The organism is Bradyrhizobium sp. BR 1432, assembly GCF_051547705.1.
Lineage (GTDB): Bacteria > Pseudomonadota > Alphaproteobacteria > Rhizobiales > Xanthobacteraceae > Bradyrhizobium > Bradyrhizobium zhanjiangense.
Map to the genome: position 1 here is coordinate 4,382,242 of NZ_JBPUGF010000003.1, position 20,572 is coordinate 4,402,813.

General features: G+C 65.5%; 15 protein-coding genes and 1 pseudogene. 12 read left to right on the plus strand and 4 right to left on the minus strand.

What is annotated here, in order from left to right:
• The first annotated feature begins 806 nt into the window (after nucleotides 1-806).
• The 10 genes and pseudogenes from ACSKB8_RS21075 to ACSKB8_RS21120 all read left to right on the plus strand — a co-directional run bounded on the left by ACSKB8_RS21075 (nucleotide 807) and on the right by ACSKB8_RS21120 (nucleotide 14,467).
• Nucleotides 807-3,140 carry a mechanosensitive ion channel domain-containing protein gene (locus ACSKB8_RS21075; protein ID WP_438106113.1) on the plus strand — a complete coding sequence of 778 codons (2,334 nt, stop codon included), beginning with the start codon at nucleotides 807-809 and terminating at the stop codon, nucleotides 3,138-3,140.
• Between the two features lie 101 nt (nucleotides 3,141-3,241).
• Nucleotides 3,242-4,241: pseudogene (locus tag ACSKB8_RS21080) on the plus strand (tripartite tricarboxylate transporter substrate-binding protein).
• Between the two features lie 226 nt (nucleotides 4,242-4,467).
• Nucleotides 4,468-6,042: an NAD-dependent malic enzyme gene (locus ACSKB8_RS21085; protein WP_438110605.1), complete on the plus strand. Its 1,575-nt coding sequence runs from the start codon at nucleotides 4,468-4,470 to the stop codon at nucleotides 6,040-6,042.
• A 350-nt stretch (nucleotides 6,043-6,392) separates the two neighbouring features.
• Nucleotides 6,393-6,785 (plus strand): BlaI/MecI/CopY family transcriptional regulator, encoded by a 393-nt coding sequence (locus tag ACSKB8_RS21090; RefSeq protein WP_091878929.1) that lies wholly within the window; start codon nucleotides 6,393-6,395, stop codon nucleotides 6,783-6,785.
• Nucleotides 6,782-9,301 carry a M56 family metallopeptidase gene (locus ACSKB8_RS21095; RefSeq protein WP_438106116.1) on the plus strand — a complete coding sequence of 840 codons (2,520 nt, stop codon included), beginning with the start codon at nucleotides 6,782-6,784 and terminating at the stop codon, nucleotides 9,299-9,301. Before ACSKB8_RS21090 ends, ACSKB8_RS21095 begins: the two co-directional genes overlap by 4 nt.
• Nucleotides 9,302-9,471: 170 nt before the next feature.
• Nucleotides 9,472-10,923, plus strand: a complete 1,452-nt coding sequence (locus ACSKB8_RS21100) for a DUF1800 domain-containing protein (RefSeq protein ID WP_438106118.1) — start codon at nucleotides 9,472-9,474, stop codon at nucleotides 10,921-10,923.
• 2 nt (nucleotides 10,924-10,925) lie between these two features.
• Nucleotides 10,926-12,176 carry a DUF1501 domain-containing protein gene (locus ACSKB8_RS21105; protein ID WP_438106119.1) on the plus strand — a complete coding sequence of 417 codons (1,251 nt, stop codon included), beginning with the start codon at nucleotides 10,926-10,928 and terminating at the stop codon, nucleotides 12,174-12,176.
• A gap of 353 nt (nucleotides 12,177-12,529) precedes the next feature.
• Nucleotides 12,530-13,522, plus strand: a complete 993-nt coding sequence (locus ACSKB8_RS21110; RefSeq protein WP_438106121.1) for a serine hydrolase domain-containing protein — start codon at nucleotides 12,530-12,532, stop codon at nucleotides 13,520-13,522.
• A gap of 168 nt (nucleotides 13,523-13,690) precedes the next feature.
• A complete protein-coding gene (locus ACSKB8_RS21115; RefSeq protein WP_438106123.1) occupies nucleotides 13,691-14,221 on the plus strand; it encodes a septal ring lytic transglycosylase RlpA family protein in 531 nt (176 codons plus the stop codon).
• Between the two features lie 90 nt (nucleotides 14,222-14,311).
• Entirely contained in the window at nucleotides 14,312-14,467 is a 156-nt protein-coding gene (locus ACSKB8_RS21120) for a hypothetical protein (RefSeq protein ID WP_164934324.1), read from the plus strand.
• A gap of 69 nt (nucleotides 14,468-14,536) precedes the next feature.
• On the opposite strand, the gene ACSKB8_RS21125 is transcribed toward ACSKB8_RS21120, so the two are convergent.
• The 3 genes from ACSKB8_RS21125 to ACSKB8_RS21135 form a co-directional block, all read right to left on the minus strand.
• The gene (locus ACSKB8_RS21125) at nucleotides 14,537-14,842 is read right to left on the minus strand and encodes a hypothetical protein (protein ID WP_091878914.1); all 306 of its coding nucleotides are present in this window, start codon (nucleotides 14,840-14,842) and stop codon (nucleotides 14,537-14,539) included.
• 85 nt (nucleotides 14,843-14,927) lie between these two features.
• On the minus strand, nucleotides 14,928-15,200 hold the full coding sequence (locus ACSKB8_RS21130) for a hypothetical protein (RefSeq protein ID WP_128937565.1): 273 nt from the start codon (nucleotides 15,198-15,200) through the stop codon (nucleotides 14,928-14,930).
• 135 nt (nucleotides 15,201-15,335) lie between these two features.
• Nucleotides 15,336-18,020, minus strand: coding sequence for a flavin-containing monooxygenase (locus ACSKB8_RS21135; protein WP_438106125.1), 2,685 nt, complete (start codon nucleotides 18,018-18,020; stop codon nucleotides 15,336-15,338).
• A 189-nt stretch (nucleotides 18,021-18,209) separates the two neighbouring features.
• Between ACSKB8_RS21135 and ACSKB8_RS21140 the strand changes: the two genes are divergently transcribed.
• Nucleotides 18,210-18,458: a hypothetical protein gene (locus ACSKB8_RS21140; RefSeq protein ID WP_370987533.1), complete on the plus strand. Its 249-nt coding sequence runs from the start codon at nucleotides 18,210-18,212 to the stop codon at nucleotides 18,456-18,458.
• 329 nt (nucleotides 18,459-18,787) lie between these two features.
• On the plus strand, nucleotides 18,788-20,260 hold the full coding sequence (locus ACSKB8_RS21145; RefSeq protein WP_438106127.1) for a carboxylesterase/lipase family protein: 1,473 nt from the start codon (nucleotides 18,788-18,790) through the stop codon (nucleotides 20,258-20,260).
• 6 nt (nucleotides 20,261-20,266) lie between these two features.
• On the opposite strand, the gene ACSKB8_RS21150 is transcribed toward ACSKB8_RS21145, so the two are convergent.
• Nucleotides 20,267-20,446, minus strand: coding sequence for a hypothetical protein (locus ACSKB8_RS21150; RefSeq protein WP_027572935.1), 180 nt, complete (start codon nucleotides 20,444-20,446; stop codon nucleotides 20,267-20,269).
• Nucleotides 20,447-20,572: the final 126 nt, after the last annotated feature.

The window sequence follows — 20,572 nt, forward strand, 5'->3', positions numbered from 1 at the left end:
ATCCTTCAGGTCATCGATCCTGCTTGACAGTTTTGTGTCTCGGGAGGAGCATCGCAGAGGTCGCAAACAAGCGACGCGCAACGTCCACCTCATGAGCAAGGGGAGGTCTATGACACCACCTCCGCAAATCCAGCCGCTAAGTGCGATGGAGCTCGTTCGGACTATCGCATAGCGGCGAAAACCGCGAACGGCACGCCGGGTCAAGGTTTAGCGGGCTGCATCAGTGAGGCAAAGCCCCTACCTTCCCGGCGCTGTAATTTGCATCACGTCGATCATTGGCTGGCCATGCCGAGGCCGCCACGACGAACGCATTAAAGTTCTGCCTTGTCCCTCCTCCCTCCTTGCCGTCATTCCGGGCCGACGCCCGGAATGACGCTGGGCTATCGCTCGTGGCACTTTAGGCGGCCTGCGCGCGCGCCTCTTCCTTCGAGATGCTTGCTCCGCAAGCTTCTCAGGATGAGGCTAAGCGGCAGCGGTGCTCGTTGAAACTGTTACCGCGCATTCAGTCCTCATCCTGAGGTGGCCGCATAAAGCGGGCGTCTCGAAGGATGGCCACAGGGAAACCGCCCTCAAAAACAACTGCTCTGCGGAACGGCGGGAGCGCGCTCAGCGTTCTCAAGCCGTCTCGCTGCGTTGAGCCTATGCCGTCTCTAATCCTGCATGGCCAAATGCCAAGAGAATGTCGCCTCAAAGGCCAACTTCCGACACAGGTCCGAGGCGAATAACGGTCATCCGACATGACGCATGTGCTTCGGTGGTGACGGTCCCGGCACCGCCAGCGCATTCATTTTTTTCAGGGAATCCGCGTGTCGCACAAGCTTGCCCCGGCGCTCCTCGCCGCTCTCTTCCTCGCGATCTCATCTCTCTGCGGCGCCCGCGCCGAGACGCCGGCCGCGAGCAGTGCGGCCGCGCTGTCGCCTGACGAGGCCAAGCGTGCGCTGGAGACGCTTCAGGACGACAGGAAGCGTGCGCAGATGATCGATACGCTGCGCGCGATCGCGAATGCGTCCGGTCAGCAGCAGCCTGCACCCGCCGCGCCCGAGCATAAATCGCCGATCCCGCTCTCGGCCGACGGTCTCGGTGCACAGCTCCTGCTCACGGTGTCGGAGGAGATCGGTGCGATCTCGAGCGAGATCGCCAGCATGGCGCGGACGCTCACGCATTTTCCGGCGTTCTATTACTGGATCATGCGGACCGCGAACGATCCCGCCGCCTACAATCTTCTGATCGAGATCGCCTGGAAGCTGGCGCTGGTGCTCGGTTGCGCCCTTGCGGCTGAATGGGTGATGTTCCGCCTGATCCGGCGTCCAGTCGCGTTCCTGGAAGAACGCGTGCCGCAGACCGCGCGCCTGCCGGCACAGGCGCTGCCGATTGCCGATCCGCCGTCATCGGTGGCCGATGTCACCCCTGCACCCGAACTGAACAAGCGCCACCACAGTCTGGCGCGGGTCTGGCAGGTTCTGCTGCGGCTGCCCTTCGTGCTGGGACGCCTCGTGCTCGAACTGCTGCCGGTGGTCGTCTTGGTGGGCATCGCCACGGCGCTGCTCGGGACCGAGATCGGCGAGCCCACGACAGTTCGCCTCGTGATCCTCGCTGTCATCAACGCCTATGCGTTCTCCCGCGGACTAATCTGCGTGATCCGGGCGCTGGCGGGACCGTTCGGCCTGTTTCCGGTTCGGGCCGAGACCGCAGCCTATATCGAGATCTGGGCGCGCCGCATCGTCGGCGTCGGTGTATCCGGCATCGCCTTTGCCAATGTGGCGCTGCTGCTCGGCCTGCATCGTGCCGGTTACGCTGCGCTGCTGCGCATGGTGATGCTGATCGTGCACCTCTTCATCGTCGTCATCATCTTGCAATGCCGCCGCCAGGTCGCCGAAGCCATCCGCGCGCCGGCCGATCGGCAGGGCATCGCGGCCCGTCTGCGCAACCGCATCGCCGGCGGCTGGCACTATCTTGCCATCGCGCTCGATCTCGCGCTGTGGGCCGTGTGGGCGCTCAACATCCGCAACGGCTATTCGCTGCTCTTGCAGTATTTCGTCGGGACGGTCGTGGTGGCACTGATCACCCGCGTCGCCATCATGCTGACGCTGAGCCTGATCGACCGCGGCTTCCGTATCAAGCCGGAGATCCTCCAGCGCTTTCCCGGTCTCGAGATCCGCGCCAACCGCTATCTGCCGCTGCTGCGCAAGATCGTATCTGGCGTGATCGCCTTCATCGGCTTCGTGGCGGTGCTAGAAGTCTGGGGCGTGGACGCGATCGTCTGGTTCTATGGCGGCCAGATCGGCAGCCGGCTGATCTCGGCCTTGGTGACGATCGGGCTCGCCGTGTTCATCGCGGCCGCGATCTGGGAAGCCAGCAACGCGCTGCTGGACCGCCAGATCAATGCGCTGTCCCGGGACGGCCATTATGCCCGCGCCGCTCGCTTACGCACCTTCCAACCGATGCTGCGGACGGCGCTGCTCTGCCTGATCGCCACCGTCGTCGGCCTTACCGCGCTGAGCGAGATCGGCGTCAATGTCGCCCCGCTGCTCGCGGGCGCCGGCATCGTCGGCATTGCCATCGGCTTCGGTTCGCAGAAGCTGGTGCAGGACCTCATCACGGGTCTGTTCCTGCTCCTGGAGAACACGGTGCAGGTCGGCGACAATGTCAGCGTCTCAGGGCTGTCAGGCGTGGTGGAGAACGTCTCGATCCGCACCATCCGCCTGCGCGCCGGCGATGGCGCCGTGCACATCGTGCCGTTCAGCGCGGTCACGACCATCACCAATGCCAGCCGCGGCGCCGGCAACGCCTCCGTCAGCGTCAACGTCGCCTACAAGGAAGATACCGACCGCGCCGGCCAGATCCTCAAGGACATCGTGGAGGAGATGCGCCGCGAGCCGGAATTCCGTGCATTGATCCGCGGTGACCTCGAGCTCTGGGGCATCGACAAGGTCGATGGCGCAATGGTGTCGATCGTCGGCCAGATCCGCTGCACCGAGGCCGGCCGCTGGCCGGTCCAGCGCGAATTCAACCGCCGCATGAAGCTGCGCTTCCAGCAGAGCGGCATCGAGGTCGCCTCCGCCACCCAGACCATCTTGATGCAGATCGCGCCACCAGCCGACGGCGCCGCCAATCTGACGCCAAGGCGGGCGGCCGGATAGCGGCCCGATCATCTTCCGGCTTGCCTCCGCTCGCCCGGCAGCGTTCACTCAGGCATCAGCCCGCTGACAATATGCGGGCGACAAAAGGGTGGGGGAGACCGATGCGGGGGGTGTGGGCCGGATTGCGCGGCGGTGCGATCGTCGTGTGCACGCTGATTGGATGTGCGGCCTGGCCCGCGCCAGGCAGCGCCCAGCCGTTTCCGTCGCGTCCCATCACCTTCGTGGTGCCATTCGCGGCGGGCGGTCCGACCGATACGCTGGCGCGGATCCTGTCGGAGCGCATCGCTGCCGAGCTGCACACGACGATCGTGGTCGAGAACGTTGCCGGCGCCTCCGGCAGCATTGCCGGTACCCGCGTTGCCCGCGCCGCACCCGACGGCACCACGATCACCATCGGCCATTGGGGCACGCATGTGCTGAACGGCGCGATCCTCAAGCTGCCCTACGATGTGGTTGACGACTTCGAGCCGGTCGCGATGATCGCGATGGGAACGCAACTCATCGTCGGCAGAAAGTCGCTCGAGGCCAGCAATCTCAAGGAGCTGATCGCGTGGCTGAAAGCCAATCCCGGCAAGGCCACCGCGGGGACCGCCGGTGCGGGCACGGGCGCCCATGTCGCCGGCGTGTTCTTCAAGGGCAAGACCGGCACCGACTTCCAGTTCGTGCCCTATCGCGGCGCCGGGCCTGCCATGATCGATCTCGTCGCCGGGCAGATCGACATCATGTTCGACCAGGCGTCGAACTCGCTGGCGCATGTCAAGAACGGTGCGATCAAGGCGTTCGCGGTGACCTCGCCGACAAGGCTCGCCTCTGCCCCTGACATCCCGACCGTCGACGAGGCGGGTCTGCCCGGGCTCTATATTTCCTACTGGCACGGCATCTGGGCACCGAAGACCACGCCGAAGGAGATCGTCACCAAGCTCAATGCGGCCATCGTCACCGTGCTTGCCGACCCCTCCGTCAAGCAGCGCTTTGCCGAACTGGGGCAGGAGATTCCGCCACTGGCGCAGCAGACGCCCCGCAGCGCTCGCGGCCTTCCAGAAGGCCGAGACCGAGAAATGGTGGCCGGTCGTGAAGGCCGCCGACATCAAGGTTGAGTAGATTTGAAGCGTTAACTCCTGCTGTTTTTGCGACAATCTCGCTGCGGTGCGAGATCACAATCGATGCCTCAGTCCCAACGTCCTTGATCTCCGGGGAGCGCTGGCCGACAATGACCGCGGTTCAATAAGAAACTCCTTGGGGGAATTCGTGAATAGACCCGCTCGTGTCGCTGCCCAAGCGACATCATCCGATCAATCGCAAGGCATGACGCTGGCCGCGCGATCCTCTGCTCAATAAGGGCACCGCCTTCACGGGATCCGAGCGCGAGGCGCTGGGCCTGCGCGGCCTGCTGCCGCCTTGCGTGCTGACGATGGAGACGCAAGCTCAGCGCGTGCTGACCAATCTGCGCACACTGCCGACGGACCTGGAGAAATACGTCGCGCTAAACGCGCTGCATGACCGCAACGAAGCGCTGTTCTTCCGCGTCGTCGTCGACAATATCGACGAGATTCAACCGATCATCTACACCCCGACCGTCGGGCTCGCCTGCCAGAAATTTGGTTTGATCTTCCAGCGGCCGCGCGGCATGTTCATCTCCTCGCGCGATCGCGGCAAGATCGCCGAGATCCTGAAGAACTGGCCCTATCCGGCCAGGCTGATCGTCGTGACCGACGGCGAGCGCATCCTCGGCCTGGGCGATCTCGGCGCCAACGGCATGGGGATTCCGGTCGGCAAGCTCTCGCTCTATTCGGCCTGCGCCGGCGTGCATCCCGAGCTGTGCCTGCCGATCGTGCTCGACGTCGGCACCAACAACGAAGAGCTCTTGAACGACCCCTATTATCTTGGCCTGCGCGAGCGACGGCTGACCGGCGAGGCCTATGACAGCTTCGTCGACGAATTCATGCAGGCCGCGCGCAAGACCTTTCCGGGCGTCCTGATCCAGTTCGAGGATTTCGCCAACCATTCGGCGTTCAAGCTGCTGCACAAATACCGGGATGAAGCCTGCGTCTTCAACGACGACATCCAGGGCACCGCGGCGGTGGCGCTTGCCGGCCTGTTCTCGGCTCTGCGCGTCTCCGGCGGCAAGCTGAGGGATCAGCGCATCCTGTTCCTCGGCGCGGGCGAGGCGGCGACCGGCATCGCCGATCTCGTGGTCTCCGCCATGATGGCGGAGGGGTTGGCGGAGGCCGAAGCGCTCCGGCGCAACTGGCTGGTGGATTCCCGTGGCCTCGTCGTCGGCGGCCGCGATGGCCTGTCCGGCCACAAGCGGCGCTATGCCCACACAGACCAGGCGCCGATCGCCGATTTCCTCACCGCGATCAAGACGCTGAAACCGACGGCGATCATCGGCGTTGCCGCGGTCGGCGGCGCCTTCACGCCCGAGGTGCTCAAGGCGATGGCCGAGCTCAACGAGCAGCCGATCGTATTCGCGCTCTCCAATCCGACCTCGAAGGCCGAGTGCTCGGCGGAGGATGCCTACCGCTACACCGAGGGCCGCGCGCTGTTTGCCTGCGGCAGTCCGTATGATCCGGTGACGCTCAGCGGCCGCACCTTCGTGCCGCGCCAGGGCAACAATTCCTACATCTTCCCCGGCGTCGGCCTCGGCGTCATCGCCAGCCGCTCGCGCCTCGTCACGGACGAAATGTTCATGGCGGCGGCCCACACGCTCGCCGATTGCGTCGGCAAGGAGGACCTCGCGCAGGGTAGCCTCTATCCGGCGCTGCCACGCATCCGCGAGGTCTCGGTCCGCATCGCCGCCGCCGTCGCAGACGTCGCCTTTCAGCGCGGCCTCGCCGACGGACCCGCGCCCAACGACGTGAAGACCCTGGTCCAGTCGCAGATGTACGAGCCGCATTACTGAAGCTTACAACTCAATCTGAATTCGCTGAGATAGCCCTCACCCCACCCTCTCCCCGTAAGAACGGGGAGAGGGTGCGAGAGAGATTGCCTCCTTAACCTCTCCCCGCTCTTCAGCGGGAGAGGTCGGATTGCCCCGGCGATGCGCAGCATCGTCCGGCGCGATCCGGGTGAGGGGCAAGGCACACTGCCAACCCACGTCGGAGATAGATCCGACTCCAGACGTGTCTCTTCCCAACCGCCATTAGGTCAGCACGGCGATACCATTTCAGGTGGAATCGCCGTTGCGCGGCGCGGCCGCATATGCGACGATCTGTAGCGTTACAAGAAAACTCTATCCGCAAGGTAAGTGCCATGGACGATCGTTTGCCCGAACTGGGGGACCTCGAGCGCGAGGTCATGCAATTGGTTTGGGCCCATGGTCCCGTCACGGCCGAAATCGTGCGTGAGCGTCTGTCGCGGCGTCTGAAGGAATCCACGGTCCGCACGGTGCTGCGTCGGCTGGAAGAAAAGGGCTATGCCAACCACACCGTGGACGGTCGCACTTACGTCTACCACGCCGCCGAACCACGCGCGCGTGTGGCGGCCAAGGCGGTGCAGCGCATCGTCGACTGGTTCTGCAACGGTTCAATTGAAGAAGTTCTCGTCGGCATGGTGGACAACAAGATGCTCGACCAGCAGCAGCTGCGCACGCTGGCCGACCAGGTGGCCAAGGCGAAGAAGGCGAGGGGAGTGAAGAAAGAATGATCGCAACTCTGGCTGAGGCGGCGCTGCGCTCCTTCGTGCTGGGAGGCATCGTCTGGTTCGGTCTCACCCTGTTTCGCGTGCGCAATCCGCACGTCCACATGACGGCGTGGGTCGTCGTGCTGCTGGCGTCGCTGGCGATGCCCTTCGTGATGCATTGGCCGACGCTCACGATCACCCGGCCGCCTGTGCCGATGCCGGCGCCGGACGATTTTCTGCCGGCTGACCTTTCGATGCTGGAGCTGCCGCAGCCGTCGCTGCCGGTCGCATCAGGCGCGGCGATCGTTCCGCCGGCCGGAAGCGGGCTCTCGATCAATTGGTGGCTGGTGGCCACCATCATCTATGCCGGCGTCACCGCTTGCCTGCTGTTGCGGCTGATGATCGGCCTCTGCCTGACCTGGCGCATGGCACGGGCGGCGGCGCCGATGAAGGGTACGGAGCTGATCGCTGCCGACGTCCGCATCAGCCGTGACGTCGGCGGTCCCGTCACCTTCGGCTCGACCATTCTGGTGCCGCCGCAATTCGCCGGCTGGGATGCGAAGAAGCGCCTCGCCGTGCTCGCGCATGAAGGCGCGCATGTCGCCAATCGCGATTTCTACGTCCTGCTGCTGGCCTCGCTCAATCGCGCGGTGTTCTGGTTCAGCCCGTTCTCGTGGTGGCAGCTGGCGCGTCTCGCCGAGCTCGCCGAGATCATCAGCGATGCCCGGGCGATCGAGGTGATCGAAGACCGGCTGTCCTATGCGGAGATTCTGCTCGACTTTGCCAGCACCGTAAGACCGCGCCCGGTCGAGCTCGCGATGGCGCGAGCCTCGACCGTGCGCGCCCGCGTCGAGCGCATCATCGCGGCCGCCGCGATGCCGGTGGCTGTCGGCTGGCGCAAGCGATTGTGGATCGCGGCCGCGATCGTCCCCGCCGTGATCGTGTCCGCCGGCATGATCGCCTATCGCACGCCGGACGTCGCGCCGGTCAGCGCCGATCTCGGCGATGTCCCGGACCAGCATTACCGCCCCTTCGTCAATTTCTATGCCATGGGCCCGGCCTCGGTCTTCGCCATCTTCCGCGAGGGCGACGAGCTCTACGGCCAGCTCACCGGGCAGCGCAGATTGCGTCTGACGGTCGGCAGTGATGGTACGGCATCCTACCCGGCTTCATCCGGCGAGATCACGTTCCCGATCGAAGCGGAGCGTCGCTCCTCCGAGCTAATGCTGCGCATGAACGGTCGCGACGTGCGCGCGCTTCGCGTCGCGGAGATGCCGGCGGCGGCAACTGGACCCGCGCCGCTCGATCAATATGTCGGCTGGTACAGGGTTGCACCGAACCGCGTTCTCACCGTGCGCCGCGACGGCGATCGGCTTCAGGTGCAGGAAACCGTGCAGGGCCGGGCGGCACTTCTCGCGGAAGGCGCCGATGTCTTCTCGATCCATGGCGACAACCTCCTGATCTTCCTGCGCGACGAAGAAGCCAGGGTCTCGCGCGTGCTGGTCCAGAATGCGGTGTTTGGTGCCCGACTCGCGCCGCGGATCGATGCGGCCGTGGCGCAGGCGATCGAGGCCGACTTCGCGCGCCGTGTTGCGGAGGTGCCGGACCGTTTCCGCGAGCAGGTCCCCGTTGCAGGCGGCAAGGAGATGATCCTGCGCGGGATCGAGGACTTACGCCGCGGCACCCCGAAGTATGATCGCATGAGCGCGCCGCTGGCTGCGAAGATCCACCGTCAGCTCAACGAGACGCAGGCGACGTTCGTGGCGCTTGGCGCCCTCGAGTCGATCTTCTTCCGCGGCGTCGGCCCCGGCGGCTACGACATCTTTGGCGCGAAATTCGAGAACGGCACCGCGGAATTCCGCCTGCTGCTCGAGCCCGACGGCAAGGTCGGCGACGTGCTGTTCCGGGCCGACGGCAATGACGAGCTCGGCGGTATCGTCTCCTGCGCGGAAGAGGCGAGCGTGCGCGGTCGCGCCGGCACCTCGCCGATCCGGATCATGGTCTATAATGAGATGGGCGAGGACATCCAGATCGCCAATCTCGACGCCGACGGCAATCGCAGGACGCAGAGCGTGGTCAGGCCCAATATGTCCTGGGCTTCCACGACCACCGTGAACAATCCCTGGGTGATTGCCGACAAGTCCGGACGATGCCTCGAGATCCTGGTGCCGGGCCGGCAGACGCGCTTCCACAATGTCGAAGCGATGAGCCTCGGTGCGCGTCCGGGGCGCGCTGCGCGCCGCGCCGTTCCGATTGCCAATGGCGAGGAGATGCTGCGCCGCTACATCGAGGGCGTCGGCAAGGGGCAGCCAGACTACGACCGGATGACGTCGGAGGTGGCCGACATCACGCGTCAACAGCTTCCGTTCGATCAGGCGATCCTGGCGCGGCTCGGCGCGCTGCGTGCGGTCTCCTTCCGCGGCGTCACAGCGCTCGACAGCGACATCTATGTCGCCCAGTTCGCCAATGGGTCGGCGGAATGGCGCATCGGCGTCAGGAACGGCACGATCACCAAGATCGCGTTGGGGCCGAATTTCTAGAGACGACAGGAGCTGCCGGTCTGGCAGACCGGCAGCTCCCGATCAAATGACGGCGAGCGTTCAATCTCGGCTTGTGGCCCTCTGCCGTGAATGCTACGGTTTGTAGCATTACAAGCCGTAGCCTCGTGCCATGCGCTATAGCGCAGGCTCGAAAGAATTGGGCGTCCGCCATGAGCAATTCTGTAAAGGCAGAGGTCGTTCTGGCGCTCCATCGCTTCGGGATGGGGCCGCGGCCGGGGTCGATCGCTGCCGTCGGCACCGACCCGCGCGGCGCGCTGATCGCCGAGCTCGAGCAGCCGCTGGTGCTGAGTGCGGCGGCCAGCCTTCCCACAAGTGCAAAGGCCTATCGCACCGTCGCCGATGCCAATGCGCGGCGAACCGCGCGTGCCAAGCAGGCGCAGCAGCAGGCCAAGAAGCCGCAGATGGCTGCGGCGCCCGTCATGTCCGAAGATCAAGCACAGGGACAGCGGCAGGAGAAGGACGCCGCCGAGATGGCGGCGAAACAGGCGGCCGACGCCATTCCCGATCCCGGACGTCCGATCTATTTGCAGGAAGCCAAGCTGCGCACGGAAGCTGCACTTGCCGCCGACATCGGCTTTGCCGAGCGGCTGGTGTGGTTCTGGTCCAACCATTTCTGCGTCTCGGCCAACCGGATCCAGAGCATGTCCGGCGCCTATGAGCGCGAAGCCGTTCGCGCCCACGCGCTCGGCCGTTTCGTCGACCTGCTCCAGGCCGTCGAAGGTCATCCGGCAATGTTGTTCTATCTCGACAATCTGGAGTCGATGGGTGCCAACTCGACGGCCGGCATCAACCGCAACCGCGGCCTCAACGAGAATTTTGCGCGCGAGATCATGGAGCTGCATACGCTCGGTGTGCGCACCGGCTATACCCAGGAGGACGTCATCAGCTTCGCCAACGTGCTGACCGGCTGGACGCTGGTGCCGCCAGGCGCCGACCCCCAGCATGGCGGCGAGTTCACCTTCAATCCACGTCTGCACGAGCCCGGCGGCCAGACCGTGCTCGGCAAGCGCTATGAGCAGGACGACGTCGAGCAGGGCCGCGCCGTGCTGCGCGACCTCGCCGCGCATCCGGCGACCGCAACCCATGTCGCGACCAAGCTCGCACGGCATTTCGTCGCCGACGAGCCGCCGCCAGCACTCGTCGAGCAAATGGCAAAGATGTTTCGCGACACCGACGGCGATCTCAAGCAGGTCGCGATCGCGATGGTGTCGTCGGACGAGGCCTGGCGCGGGCCGCCGTCAAAACTGAAACGTCCCGGCGAATGGGTGATCGGCATGGTGCGCGCGACCGGCATCATGGTCGTCGATCCCGTGCGCTTCACCGGAGGCCAGGAGCTGCTCGGCGAGGCGCTGTGGCGTCCGCCGGCGCCAAAAGGCTATCCGGACGACGAGGCAAGCTGGATCGACGGCGTCGGCCGGCGGCTCGACGTCGCCAACAATTTTGCCGAGCGCATCACCGGCATGACCGATCCGCAAGCCATCATCGAGGACGTCTTCGCATCGCAGATCGCGCCCGAGGTGAAGCAGGCGGTCGGTCGCGCCGAGAGCCGGCAGCAGGCGCTGGCGCTCTTGTTCATGTCGGCGGATTTTCAGAGGAGGTGAGCATGGGCTTTGTCGATCATTTGCCCACGCGGCGCGAGCTTCTGGTCGGCTCCGGTGCGCTGTTCGCATGGAGCCAGATGCCGCGGATTGCGCGCGCCGAAGGACGCGATCCGCGCCTGCTCGTCATCGTCCTGCGCGGCGCGCTCGATGGCCTCGGTGCCGTCGCGCCGGTCGGCGATCCCGATTGGCTAGGCTTGCGCGGCGATCGCGCGCTGGTGCTGGATGGCAAGCCGCCGGCGCTGCCGCTCGATTCGTTCTTCGCGCTCAATCCGGCTATGCCGAACCTGCACCGGCTCTATCGAAGCGGCAAGGCCGCGATCGTCCATGCCGCTGCGACGCCCTATCGCGAGCGTTCGCATTTCGACGGCCAGGACGTGCTGGAGAGCGGGCTCGTCAAGCCCGGCATGACCAGCTCGGGATGGCTCAACCGCGCGCTGCTCGCACTGGAGTCAGGCGGCCGCGTCGATCCGCGCGGCAGCCGCGCGCTCGGCATTGGCTCCGTCACCCCGCTCGTCGTGCGCGGCTTAGCGCCCGTCATGACGTGGGTGCCGCAGAAGCTGCTGCCGGCGAGCGAGGATACGCAGAACCGCCTGCTCGATCTCTATCAGCACACCGATCCGAAGCTCGCGACCGTGCTCCAGGCGCGGATGAAGCTCGCTTCACTCGGCGGCGCGCCTGGCGCGGGCGATCCGATGTCAGACGATCCGACGCTGGCGCCTCCGGGCATCGCGCGCGTGCGCGCCTACTTCGCCGAGGCCGCCGGCACCGCCGCGCGCTATCTCGCCAAGCCCGACGGTCCGCGCGTCGGTGCGATGGGCTTTGTCGGCTGGGATACGCATATCGCCGAAGGCGCGGCCTCGGGCCAGCTCTACAATCTGCTCGGCGCACTCGACGGCGCCTTCGCGGCGATCGAGAGCAACATGGGTGAGGCGTGGCGAGAGACGGTCGTCGCCGTCGTCACCGAGTTCGGGCGCACCGCGCGCATCAATGGCACGCAAGGCACGGATCACGGCACCGGCACGGTCGCCTTCCTGATCGGCGGCGCGCTCACCGGCGGCCGCGTGATCGCGGACTGGCCGGGGCTGAAGCCAACGCAGCTGTTCGAGGATCGCGACCTCAAGCCGACAACGGATCTACGCGCCGTGCTGAAGGGCCTGCTGAGGGATCACCTGCGCCTCGAGGAGAAGGTTCTCGCCGAGGCGGTCTTCCCCGGCAGCGCCGACGTCAAGCCGATGGGAGGCCTCGTGGCCTGAAAGCGCGATGTGCACGCTGACGCAACAAGAACTCGATTTTCTTGCCAGCTTGAAGACGAGCTGGCGAAGGCTCTATTGGCGTGAGTTCGCGCGTATTCTCAGGGAGGGTGCGGAGTCCAGCGAGGCCCGCGCCGACATTTGCCCCGTCTCGCAAAGAGTGTGAACGAGAAGCTCGGATGAGACGGCGCCGGTTCATTTCACTTCTCGGAGGAGCCGCACTGGCGCCTTTCTCCGCGCTGCCAGTGGATGCGGACCCATCGGGCGCCTGCGGTGTTCCGCTTGCGCGAGACGATGGCTGGCCGGTCCGTCCCGTCGATGACAATGGACTCGTCAATAGGGACGCGCTGTGCGAGATGGCTGATCGGCTCGCATCAAACGATACCAATATTCATGCCGTGCTGGTCGTTCGCAACGGCAAGCTGGCGTTCGAGCGATACTTCAAGGGAGCCGACGAAATACCCGGCCACATTTACGGCCGCCGGGTGGAAACCGTCGCCTTTGATGCTGACACGCTGCATGACATGAAGTCAGTTTCGAAGAGCGTCGCGTCCCTCGCAGTCGGAATCGCGATCGATCGCGGGTTGATACGCAGCGTCGACGAACCGATCTGGAGCTTCTTCCCCGAGCTGGCCGACCTGCGCTCCCCTGAAAAGGACCGCTTCCGGCTGGCGCACGTGCTCACCATGTCGATGGGCCTGGATTGGGTCGAGGCAACTCCGGCCACTGGAGATTTCAACAACGATGAGGCGCGAATGTGGATGGCTTGGGACCCATGTCGCTATGTCCTCAGTCGTCCAGTGACGTCCCCGCCAGGGCGCCAATTTTTCTACAACACCGGCGCGCTCATGTTGGTGTCGGCCATTTTCCGAAAGGCGACAGGACAGCCGCTCGACGAATTTGCGCGCGGAGCATTGTTCGAGCCCTTGGGCATAACCAGCGCGGAGTGGACGAGGTACAGAGGCTATACCGACGCTGGGGGCGGCTTGCGCCTACGGTCTCGCGATATGGCGAAAATCGGCCAGCTGGTTCTTGCGGGCGGTCGCTGGAACGACCGCCAGATCGTTTCCAAGGCATGGATCGACGCCTCGACGGCAGAGAAGATCAAAGGGACGGACGATCAATCCTACGGATATCTGTGGTGGCGGGGCCAAGCGAGGCTCAATCACGGGAAGGTCAACTGGATCGGCGCGCTTGGTCGCGGCGGGCAGTCGATCCGCATCGTCCCGGAGCTCGATCTCGTCGTCGCGGTGACCGCGGGTTACTATCGGGACTACAGCCCGCAAGCGTTTCGATTGCAATTCGGCGTATTCCGGGACGTGTTGCGCGCGATCCCGCCTCCGGCCTGAGCTGGGCCGCCGCCTCTGGGAGGCAGTCTCTGTCCCGATTCAGGACAGGCACTGTGGTGGAATCGTCACAGCTGGCGTGAAACGGCCGCGGCCCCAGGCCCGCTTTTGTTCCGACAAGGTTCTGCCCTCATTCCCCACCGAAAATCCGGCCGTTCGGAGGGGCGTACCATGTCTCGCATCACACGTGCCGAAACTGCCCGGATTTCCCTCGCAATCTCGTGCCGCCGGCCGGCCCGGCTGCTGCTCACCATTGCCGGCGCCGCCTCGCTCGCGGCCTGCGCGCAATCGCCGGTCGGCCGCCAGAAGGCCGATCTCGCCGCGACCGGCCGGCAGGCCGCGGTGGAGCGCCCGCACCGGGTGGCGGCGCTGCATCCACGGCCGATCAGCCGGTCGCGCGCCTCTGGCGGTGACGCAAAACAGACAGCTTCGCGCGGCGTTGCCAGCTTCTACTCGGACACGGAGACCGCGAGCGGGGAGAAGTTCGACAAGAACGAATTGACCGCGGCCCATCCCACCCTGCCGTTCGGCACCAAGCTCCGCGTCACCGATACCTCCTCCGGCCGCTTCGTCACCGTCAGGATCAACGATCGCGGGCCCTATGTCCGCGGCCGCGTGGTCGATATCTCCCCATCCGCGGCCGAGGCGCTCGGCATGGTCGACAAGGGCATCACCAATGTCCGGCTCGACGTCGTGCAATGAGCCTCAAGCCCATCGCAGCGCTTAACCGGCTGTTAGCTGCTCTGTCGCACCATGGCTGTCCAACAATTCGGGGCTTTGGGGAGGCGGCGCTTGAACACGATCCAGTATCTCGAAGATCAGGCCGCGCGCGCCGAGCGGCTGGCCAAACGGATCACGGATACGCTGACGATCGAAAAGCTGCTGACCTTCGCCGGCGAGCGCCGCCGCGAGATCGAGGTCATCGCCGGCAAGCACCGGCGCGCCTAACTCTGGCGAACCACGCGCTAAGCGCATCCGCCCTTGCTTCCCTATCTGCGCAATTGAGACAACGCCCGCTCAGCGGTGGCTCTCGACGAAGTCGCTGAGATAATCGGGCAGCTCGATGCCGTAAATCTCGCAGCGCGCACGAATCTCGCCGGCGACGTCGGTCGAGATGTCCTTCATCCAATGCTCGAGGGTATTGAACGAAATCACCTTGATCGGGTCGTTGAAGCATCCGGCGACAAGCTCGCCGATGGTGGCTTCGAGATCGCTGCGCTCGATGCGGATTTCGGTCGCCTCGTCGCGGCGATCGATCACCACGAAGAGGGTCTCGTCTGCGCCGTAGGGTACGATCGGTGATGATACGTCGGCGTCAAACATCTTGAGGCGCTCACGTCTTTGCTTCCGATCCCTGACAACGAGAAAAACGGGAAGAAGGTTCCTGCTCGCGTGCTTGTGAAGGCCGTCAGAGAAATTCTCGTAAGCGCGATAGCTCGATGACGTGCTCGGGCGAAAGGATTTCGGTGACGAGCGGTGGCTGCGCCACGGTGCGGATCTCGTAGAGGTGCCGGGTTGCCGCCGGCTTCTGCATGAAGGCCGAGATGCACTCGTCGAGCGTGCCTTCACTTACTTGATAGGAGTCTCTGTCCGGCCTTCGCTGGTTTGCCAGCGATGGCCATTTATGCAGCACCGCAAGCGCGCCGAAATCGACTTTTGAATCTCCGGCCACGTCCCCCATCATCCTGCCTCACGCAAAAGACGACCCCAGCACACGGGTTCGCGTGCCGGGGTCTACACACCTGTCGCTGCATCTCAATGCCACGAATGCCCAACGCGGCAGCCGGGAAAAGGTTCCCGGCGGCCTTGTGCCGCTTCAGCTCGCGGCGGCCGCGATTTTGTGCCCCGGGCTGTCTTGGCCCAGGCTGCTCTCGCCGCGGCTGACCTCAGGAAGCCCGGCGAAGCGCCGCAAGGCCCCGGCCATCTGCGCCCGGCCGGGCACGCCGGTGATCACCACGTCCACCATCGCAAAGGACGAGTGGAAATGGCCGCGCGCACGGAGCTGCTCGACCGGGACGCCGGCGGCGGCCATCGCCTCGGCATAGGCGACGCCCTCGTCGCGTAACGGATCGAACTCGCAGGTGACGACGAAGGCCGGTGGCAGGCCGGCGACCTTGCCGCGGAGTGGCGAGACGCGCGGGTCGGTGCGGTCGGCCGGCGAGCAATAGAGGTCCCAGAACCAGTACATCAGCGAGCGCGTCAGGAAGTAGCCGGTCGCATTGTCGTTGTAGGACGGACGATCGAAGGTGCAGTCGGTGACCGGGCAGACCAGGAGCTGGCCGGCGATGTCAGGCCCGCCGCGGTCGCGCGCGAGCTGGCAGGTGACGGCGGCGATGTTGCCGCCGGCGCTCCAGCCTGCGACCAGCACCGGGCCCGGCGTGCCGCCGAGCTCGCCGGCGTGCTCGGCGATCCAACGCGTCGCCGCATAGCCGTCCTCGGCCGCGGTGGGGAAGCGGTACTCCGGCGCATGGCGATAGCCAACGCTGACGAAGATCATGCCGGTCCGCCGCACCATGTCGCGGCAGAGCGGCTCGTCCGACTGTTCGTCGCCGAGCACCCAGCCGCCGCCGTGGAAATAGACCACGATCGGATGCGGTCCTGCTGTTGCGGGCTTGTAGACGCGGTAAGGCAGCGCGCCGTCGGTAACTGGCAGGGTGCCGTCGACGATGTCGCCGATCGGCCGTCCCGCAGGCCGGCCCTTGTTGAACTCGTTGACGAAGGCACGTGCGCCGAGCGCGCCCATCGACTCGATCGGCGGCAAGTTCAGCGACACGAGCAGGTTCAGCACCAGCCGCACGTCCGGCTGCAGGCGCACCACCTCGCCGTCATTGCATTGCGCGGCGGCGTTGGGGCCGGTGAGCCTGAAGCCGAGCATGCCGCGACTGACCACCTCGTCGCAGATGCTGCGATAGGGGCCGACGCCGCCGGTATAGGGCATCAGGCCCTGAACCTTGCCGGGCACGTTGGCGCCCGTGTACCAGGTGTTGGCGAGCCGGTGCAGCGTCAGCATCGAACAGTCGGCCATGTGCCGGCCCCAGGCGGCCTGCGCCGTCTCGGTCGGCTCGATCGTGTTGAAACCGGCATCGCGCAGCGCGGCAAGGCGATCGACGACCCAGTCGACATGCTGCTCGATCGACACCGCCATGTTCGAGAGCACCGACGGGCTGCCCGGGCCGGTGATCATGAAGAAGTTCGGGAAGCCCTCGACCGTGAGGCCGAGATAGGTCTGCGGTCCCTGCGCCCAGACGTCGGAGAGCGACCTGCCGCCCCGCCCGGTGATCGGATGCACGGCACGGATCGCGCCGGTCATGGCGTCGAAGCCGGTCGCGAACACGATGACGTCGAGATCGAAGCTGCGGCCGTTCGTGGAGATGCCGCTCGCGGTGATCGCCTTGATCGGCTCCTGGCGCAGATTGACCAGCGTGACGTTCGGCCGGTTGTAGGTGGCGTAGTAATTGGTGTCGAGGCAGGGGCGCTTGGCGCCGAACGGATGATCGTGCGGCGTCAGCGCCGCAGCGGTTTCGGGGTCGTTGACGGCGGCGCGGATCTTCTCGCGGATCAGGTCCTGGACGATCTTGTTGCCGTCGACATCGACGGCCTGGTCGGCCCAGAGCTGCGTCAGGATGTGGACGAGGTCGCCGGCTGCCCAGGCGCGTTCGAACCGCTCGCGACGCTCGGCATCGCTCAATTGCCAGCTCACGACGGTCTGCTGCGGGTAGGGGACGCCGGCCATCGACTGGCGCGCCTGCTCGCGATAGGCCGCGCGATCGCCTTGCAGCAGGCTCATGCGGTCTGCTGGCGCCGGACCATCGTGTGCAGGCAGCGCGAAATTCGGCGTGCGCTGGAACACGGTCAGATGCGCGGCCTGCTCGGCGATCAGCGGGATCGACTGGATGGCCGAGGAGCCCGTGCCGATCACGGCGACGCGTTTTCCCGCGAGATTGACGCCGTCATGCGGCCAGCGTCCGGTGAAATAGACCTCCCCTTTGAAGTCCTTGACGCCGTCGATCTCCGGCGGCTTGGGCGTCGAAAGGCAGCCGGTCGCCATGATGTAATGGCGGCAGAAGACCGGTGCGCCGTTGTCGGTGGTGAGCTGCCAGCGCTCGGTCGCCTCGTCCCATTTGGCTTCGGTCACCTTGGTGTTGAAGCGGATGTCGCGCCTGAGGTCATAGCGATCGGCGACGAAGCCGAGATAGCGCAGGATCTCGGGCTGGGTCGCGTATTTCTCCGACCAGGTCCAGGCGGTCTCGAGATCCGGATCGAAGGTGTAGCTGTAATCGATGGTCTGGATGTCGCAGCGCGCGCCGGGATAGCGGTTCCAGTACCAGGTGCCGCCGACGTCGCCGGCCTCATCGAGGGCGACCGCCTTGAAGCCGGCCTTGCGCAGGCGATGCAGGAGATAGAGCCCGGCAAATCCGGCGCCCACCACGGCGACGTCGACCTGCTGGGCTGTTCCGCTCGCCGCTTGGGATTCACGTGCGGCGACCATTGCGTCAGGCATGGCATTCCTCCCGTGTATTTGTTTTGCCGGCAGGCTATCGCTGCAGGTTCGGCTTGTCATCAGGACAAGTGCAATCTTCGGTAGTCGTTTGCGGCGGCATCGTGGCCGCGCGAAGGTTATGGCGATACACGCACCGCGATGCACAATCGCCGGGATTGTCCGGGCTAATCAGACCACATCCTTCTGTGTATGCTTGCGCTTACAAGCCACGCGTACCGACCGGGCGTCATGACAGAGTTGAGTGAGAGAACCAAAGCGAACATGGACGTCGTCCTGGAGGAGACGTGTCGTCAATTGCCACATGGCGGTGATCACGACAGCCGCAGATTCATCGCCGAGCGCCTGATCGAGGCGGCACAGTCGGGGCACTCCACGCTCGGTGAGCTCGGCATCGTCGCGCGCCGCGCGCTGGCGGAGCTCCTCGCCAAGGGTGGTTAGGTCGCAGGCGCGATTCAGCCAAGCGTCCGGCCGCGTCGAGGGCGCGCTCCCTCGCCCCGCGCTTGCCGACAGGGAAGATCCCATAACGGTTTGGCACGGCCGGAGCACGCGCCTCGTCCTTCAAGACGACCGCTCGTTGATACTGCTGCCATGCATTCCGTCCCCATCCTGAGGAGCCCGCCTACAGCGGGCGTCTCGAAGGATGCGCCGCAAGGGAATCGCTCTCAATGAAATTGTCCCCAATAGGCACGACTGCCGCGAGGCTTGCCTCACTGGCGGCCGCGGACGTAACCTGCCGCAACCGTTCCGCGCATCGAGATGCTTCGAAGATGCGATCCGTGCTCGCGCTTGTTGCGGCTTCCATTGTCCTGTGTGGCGCCGGCTTGGCCGCGGCCCAGCCGGTCGGACAGTTTCCATTTGCGCTGACGCGTGAAGGTCAGATGCTTGGCGCCGTCGAAGGCGAGGTGGCCTCCTTCAAGGGGCTGGCTTACGCGGCGGCGCCGGTCGGCGCACTGCGCTGGCGCCCGCCGCAGCCGACGGCCGAGAGTTCGGAGATGCACACCGCCTTCGACTACGGCGCGCCGTGCCTTCAACCGTCGCTGCCTGCCGCGCGCGAGGATTGCCTCACGCTGAACGTGTTTCGTCCCTTCGGGGTCGACGGTCCGCTGCCGGTGATGATGTTCATCCATGGCGGCGCCTTCGTCGCGGGCACCGCGAACGATGCGGTGTTCGACGGCGCCAGGCTTGCACAGGCCGGCCTCATCGTCGTCACCGTGAATTATCGCCTAGGTGTGCTCGGCTGGCTCACTCACCCGGCGCTGTCGGAGGGCGGCTCCGGCAATTACGGCCTGATGGACCAGATCGCGGCGCTGCATTGGGTGCACGACAATATCGCGGCGTTCGGCGGTGATCCAAACAACGTCACCCTGTTCGGCAACGGCGCGGGCGCGACATCGATCGCACTGCTGATGCTGTGCCGGCAGGCGCGCGGTCTATTCCAGAAAGCCATTCTGCAATCGGTGCCCGGCCGCGCAGCTCTGCGCGCGCCGCAGGAGGCGGAGGTCGTGAGCGCGTATTTCGCCGCGGGACTCGCTTCCGAGCTGGATTTGCGGGCAGTCCCGCCGGCGCGATTGCTGGCTGCCGAAGATCGCCTGCTGGCGAAGTTCGCGCGCGCCTTTGTGCCGGTCATGGATGGGAGCCTGGTGACGGAGGACATCGCTGCGGGATTCGCGTCGGGGCACGAAAGCCGCATTCCCCTCATCATCGGCTCGAATGACGACGAGACGCGTTTCGGCGATGAACTCGACGACCAGGACGACCTTGCATTGTCAGGCCGCACGGTCGATGGGCTGCGCGAGCTCTATCCCAACCTTTCCAAACCTTCGGAGCTGAAGGCTCGGTTCTATACCGACAAGGTCTTCTCCGAGCCGGTCAGACTGCTGGCACGTCTTCACGCCGCTACCGGCGCGCCGACCTTTCGCTATCGCTTTGGCTATGTGCCCGAGGCGCGGCGCGCAAATCCCGATCGTGGGCATGGACGCGAGTTGCAGTTCATCTTCGGTGCGGAAGGCGTGCCCGGTGCAGGAATCTTCTCGCGAGGCGATCGCGAGGTCGCAAGCCGCATGCGCGGCTACTGGATCAATTTTGCAAGAAGCGGCGATCCCAATGGTCCCGGTTTGCCCCATTGGGACACGGCCGCAGAGCGTGATCGCCTGCTGCTGATCACCGACGACCGCACCGCGAGCGGAGACGACCCCTTCGCGGAGCGTCTCGATCGGATGGCAGGTGAGGGCAGGAAATGAGTTGGATTATGCCGCGAGCTCGACGCGCGGCGCCGGGCTCAGCCGGTCTTCTTCCAGATAGTCGATCGCACCGTCCTTCTCGACGGCGTAGAACTGCTGGCCTTCCCGCGACTTGAAGGCGGCGCGAACGACGCCGCGGCGGCCCTTGTCACTGTTGACGACGTCCCCCAGCGCAAACTTCCTCATCTTCCGTCCTCGTCTTCTGGCCGACTGCTTCGGCCACGCCGGGGATTTTGGAAGGCAAATCGTTAACGGCTTGCTAACCATGCTGGTTTGCCTATGCTCGCCGCTGATCGCGCGGGCAGCTCGCAC

What these genes read in the sequence shown, in the direction of transcription:
- ACSKB8_RS21090 (WP_091878929.1), top strand. Translation starts at nt 6,393, where the DNA reads ATGGACGATCGTTTGCCCGAACTGGGGGACCTCGAGCGCGAGGTCATG.
- ACSKB8_RS21095 (WP_438106116.1), top strand. Translation starts at nt 6,782, where the DNA reads ATGATCGCAACTCTGGCTGAGGCGGCGCTGCGCTCCTTCGTGCTGGGA.
- ACSKB8_RS21100 (WP_438106118.1), top strand. Translation starts at nt 9,472, where the DNA reads ATGAGCAATTCTGTAAAGGCAGAGGTCGTTCTGGCGCTCCATCGCTTC.
- ACSKB8_RS21105 (WP_438106119.1), top strand. Translation starts at nt 10,926, where the DNA reads ATGGGCTTTGTCGATCATTTGCCCACGCGGCGCGAGCTTCTGGTCGGC.
- ACSKB8_RS21110 (WP_438106121.1), top strand. Translation starts at nt 12,530, where the DNA reads ATGGCTGATCGGCTCGCATCAAACGATACCAATATTCATGCCGTGCTG.
- ACSKB8_RS21115 (WP_438106123.1), top strand. Translation starts at nt 13,691, where the DNA reads ATGTCTCGCATCACACGTGCCGAAACTGCCCGGATTTCCCTCGCAATC.
- ACSKB8_RS21125 (WP_091878914.1), bottom strand. Translation starts at nt 14,842, where the DNA reads ATGTTTGACGCCGACGTATCATCACCGATCGTACCCTACGGCGCAGAC.
- ACSKB8_RS21130 (WP_128937565.1), bottom strand. Translation starts at nt 15,200, where the DNA reads ATGGGGGACGTGGCCGGAGATTCAAAAGTCGATTTCGGCGCGCTTGCG.
- ACSKB8_RS21135 (WP_438106125.1), bottom strand. Translation starts at nt 18,020, where the DNA reads ATGCCTGACGCAATGGTCGCCGCACGTGAATCCCAAGCGGCGAGCGGA.
- ACSKB8_RS21140 (WP_370987533.1), top strand. Translation starts at nt 18,210, where the DNA reads ATGCTTGCGCTTACAAGCCACGCGTACCGACCGGGCGTCATGACAGAG.
- ACSKB8_RS21145 (WP_438106127.1), top strand. Translation starts at nt 18,788, where the DNA reads ATGCGATCCGTGCTCGCGCTTGTTGCGGCTTCCATTGTCCTGTGTGGC.
- ACSKB8_RS21150 (WP_027572935.1), bottom strand. Translation starts at nt 20,446, where the DNA reads ATGAGGAAGTTTGCGCTGGGGGACGTCGTCAACAGTGACAAGGGCCGC.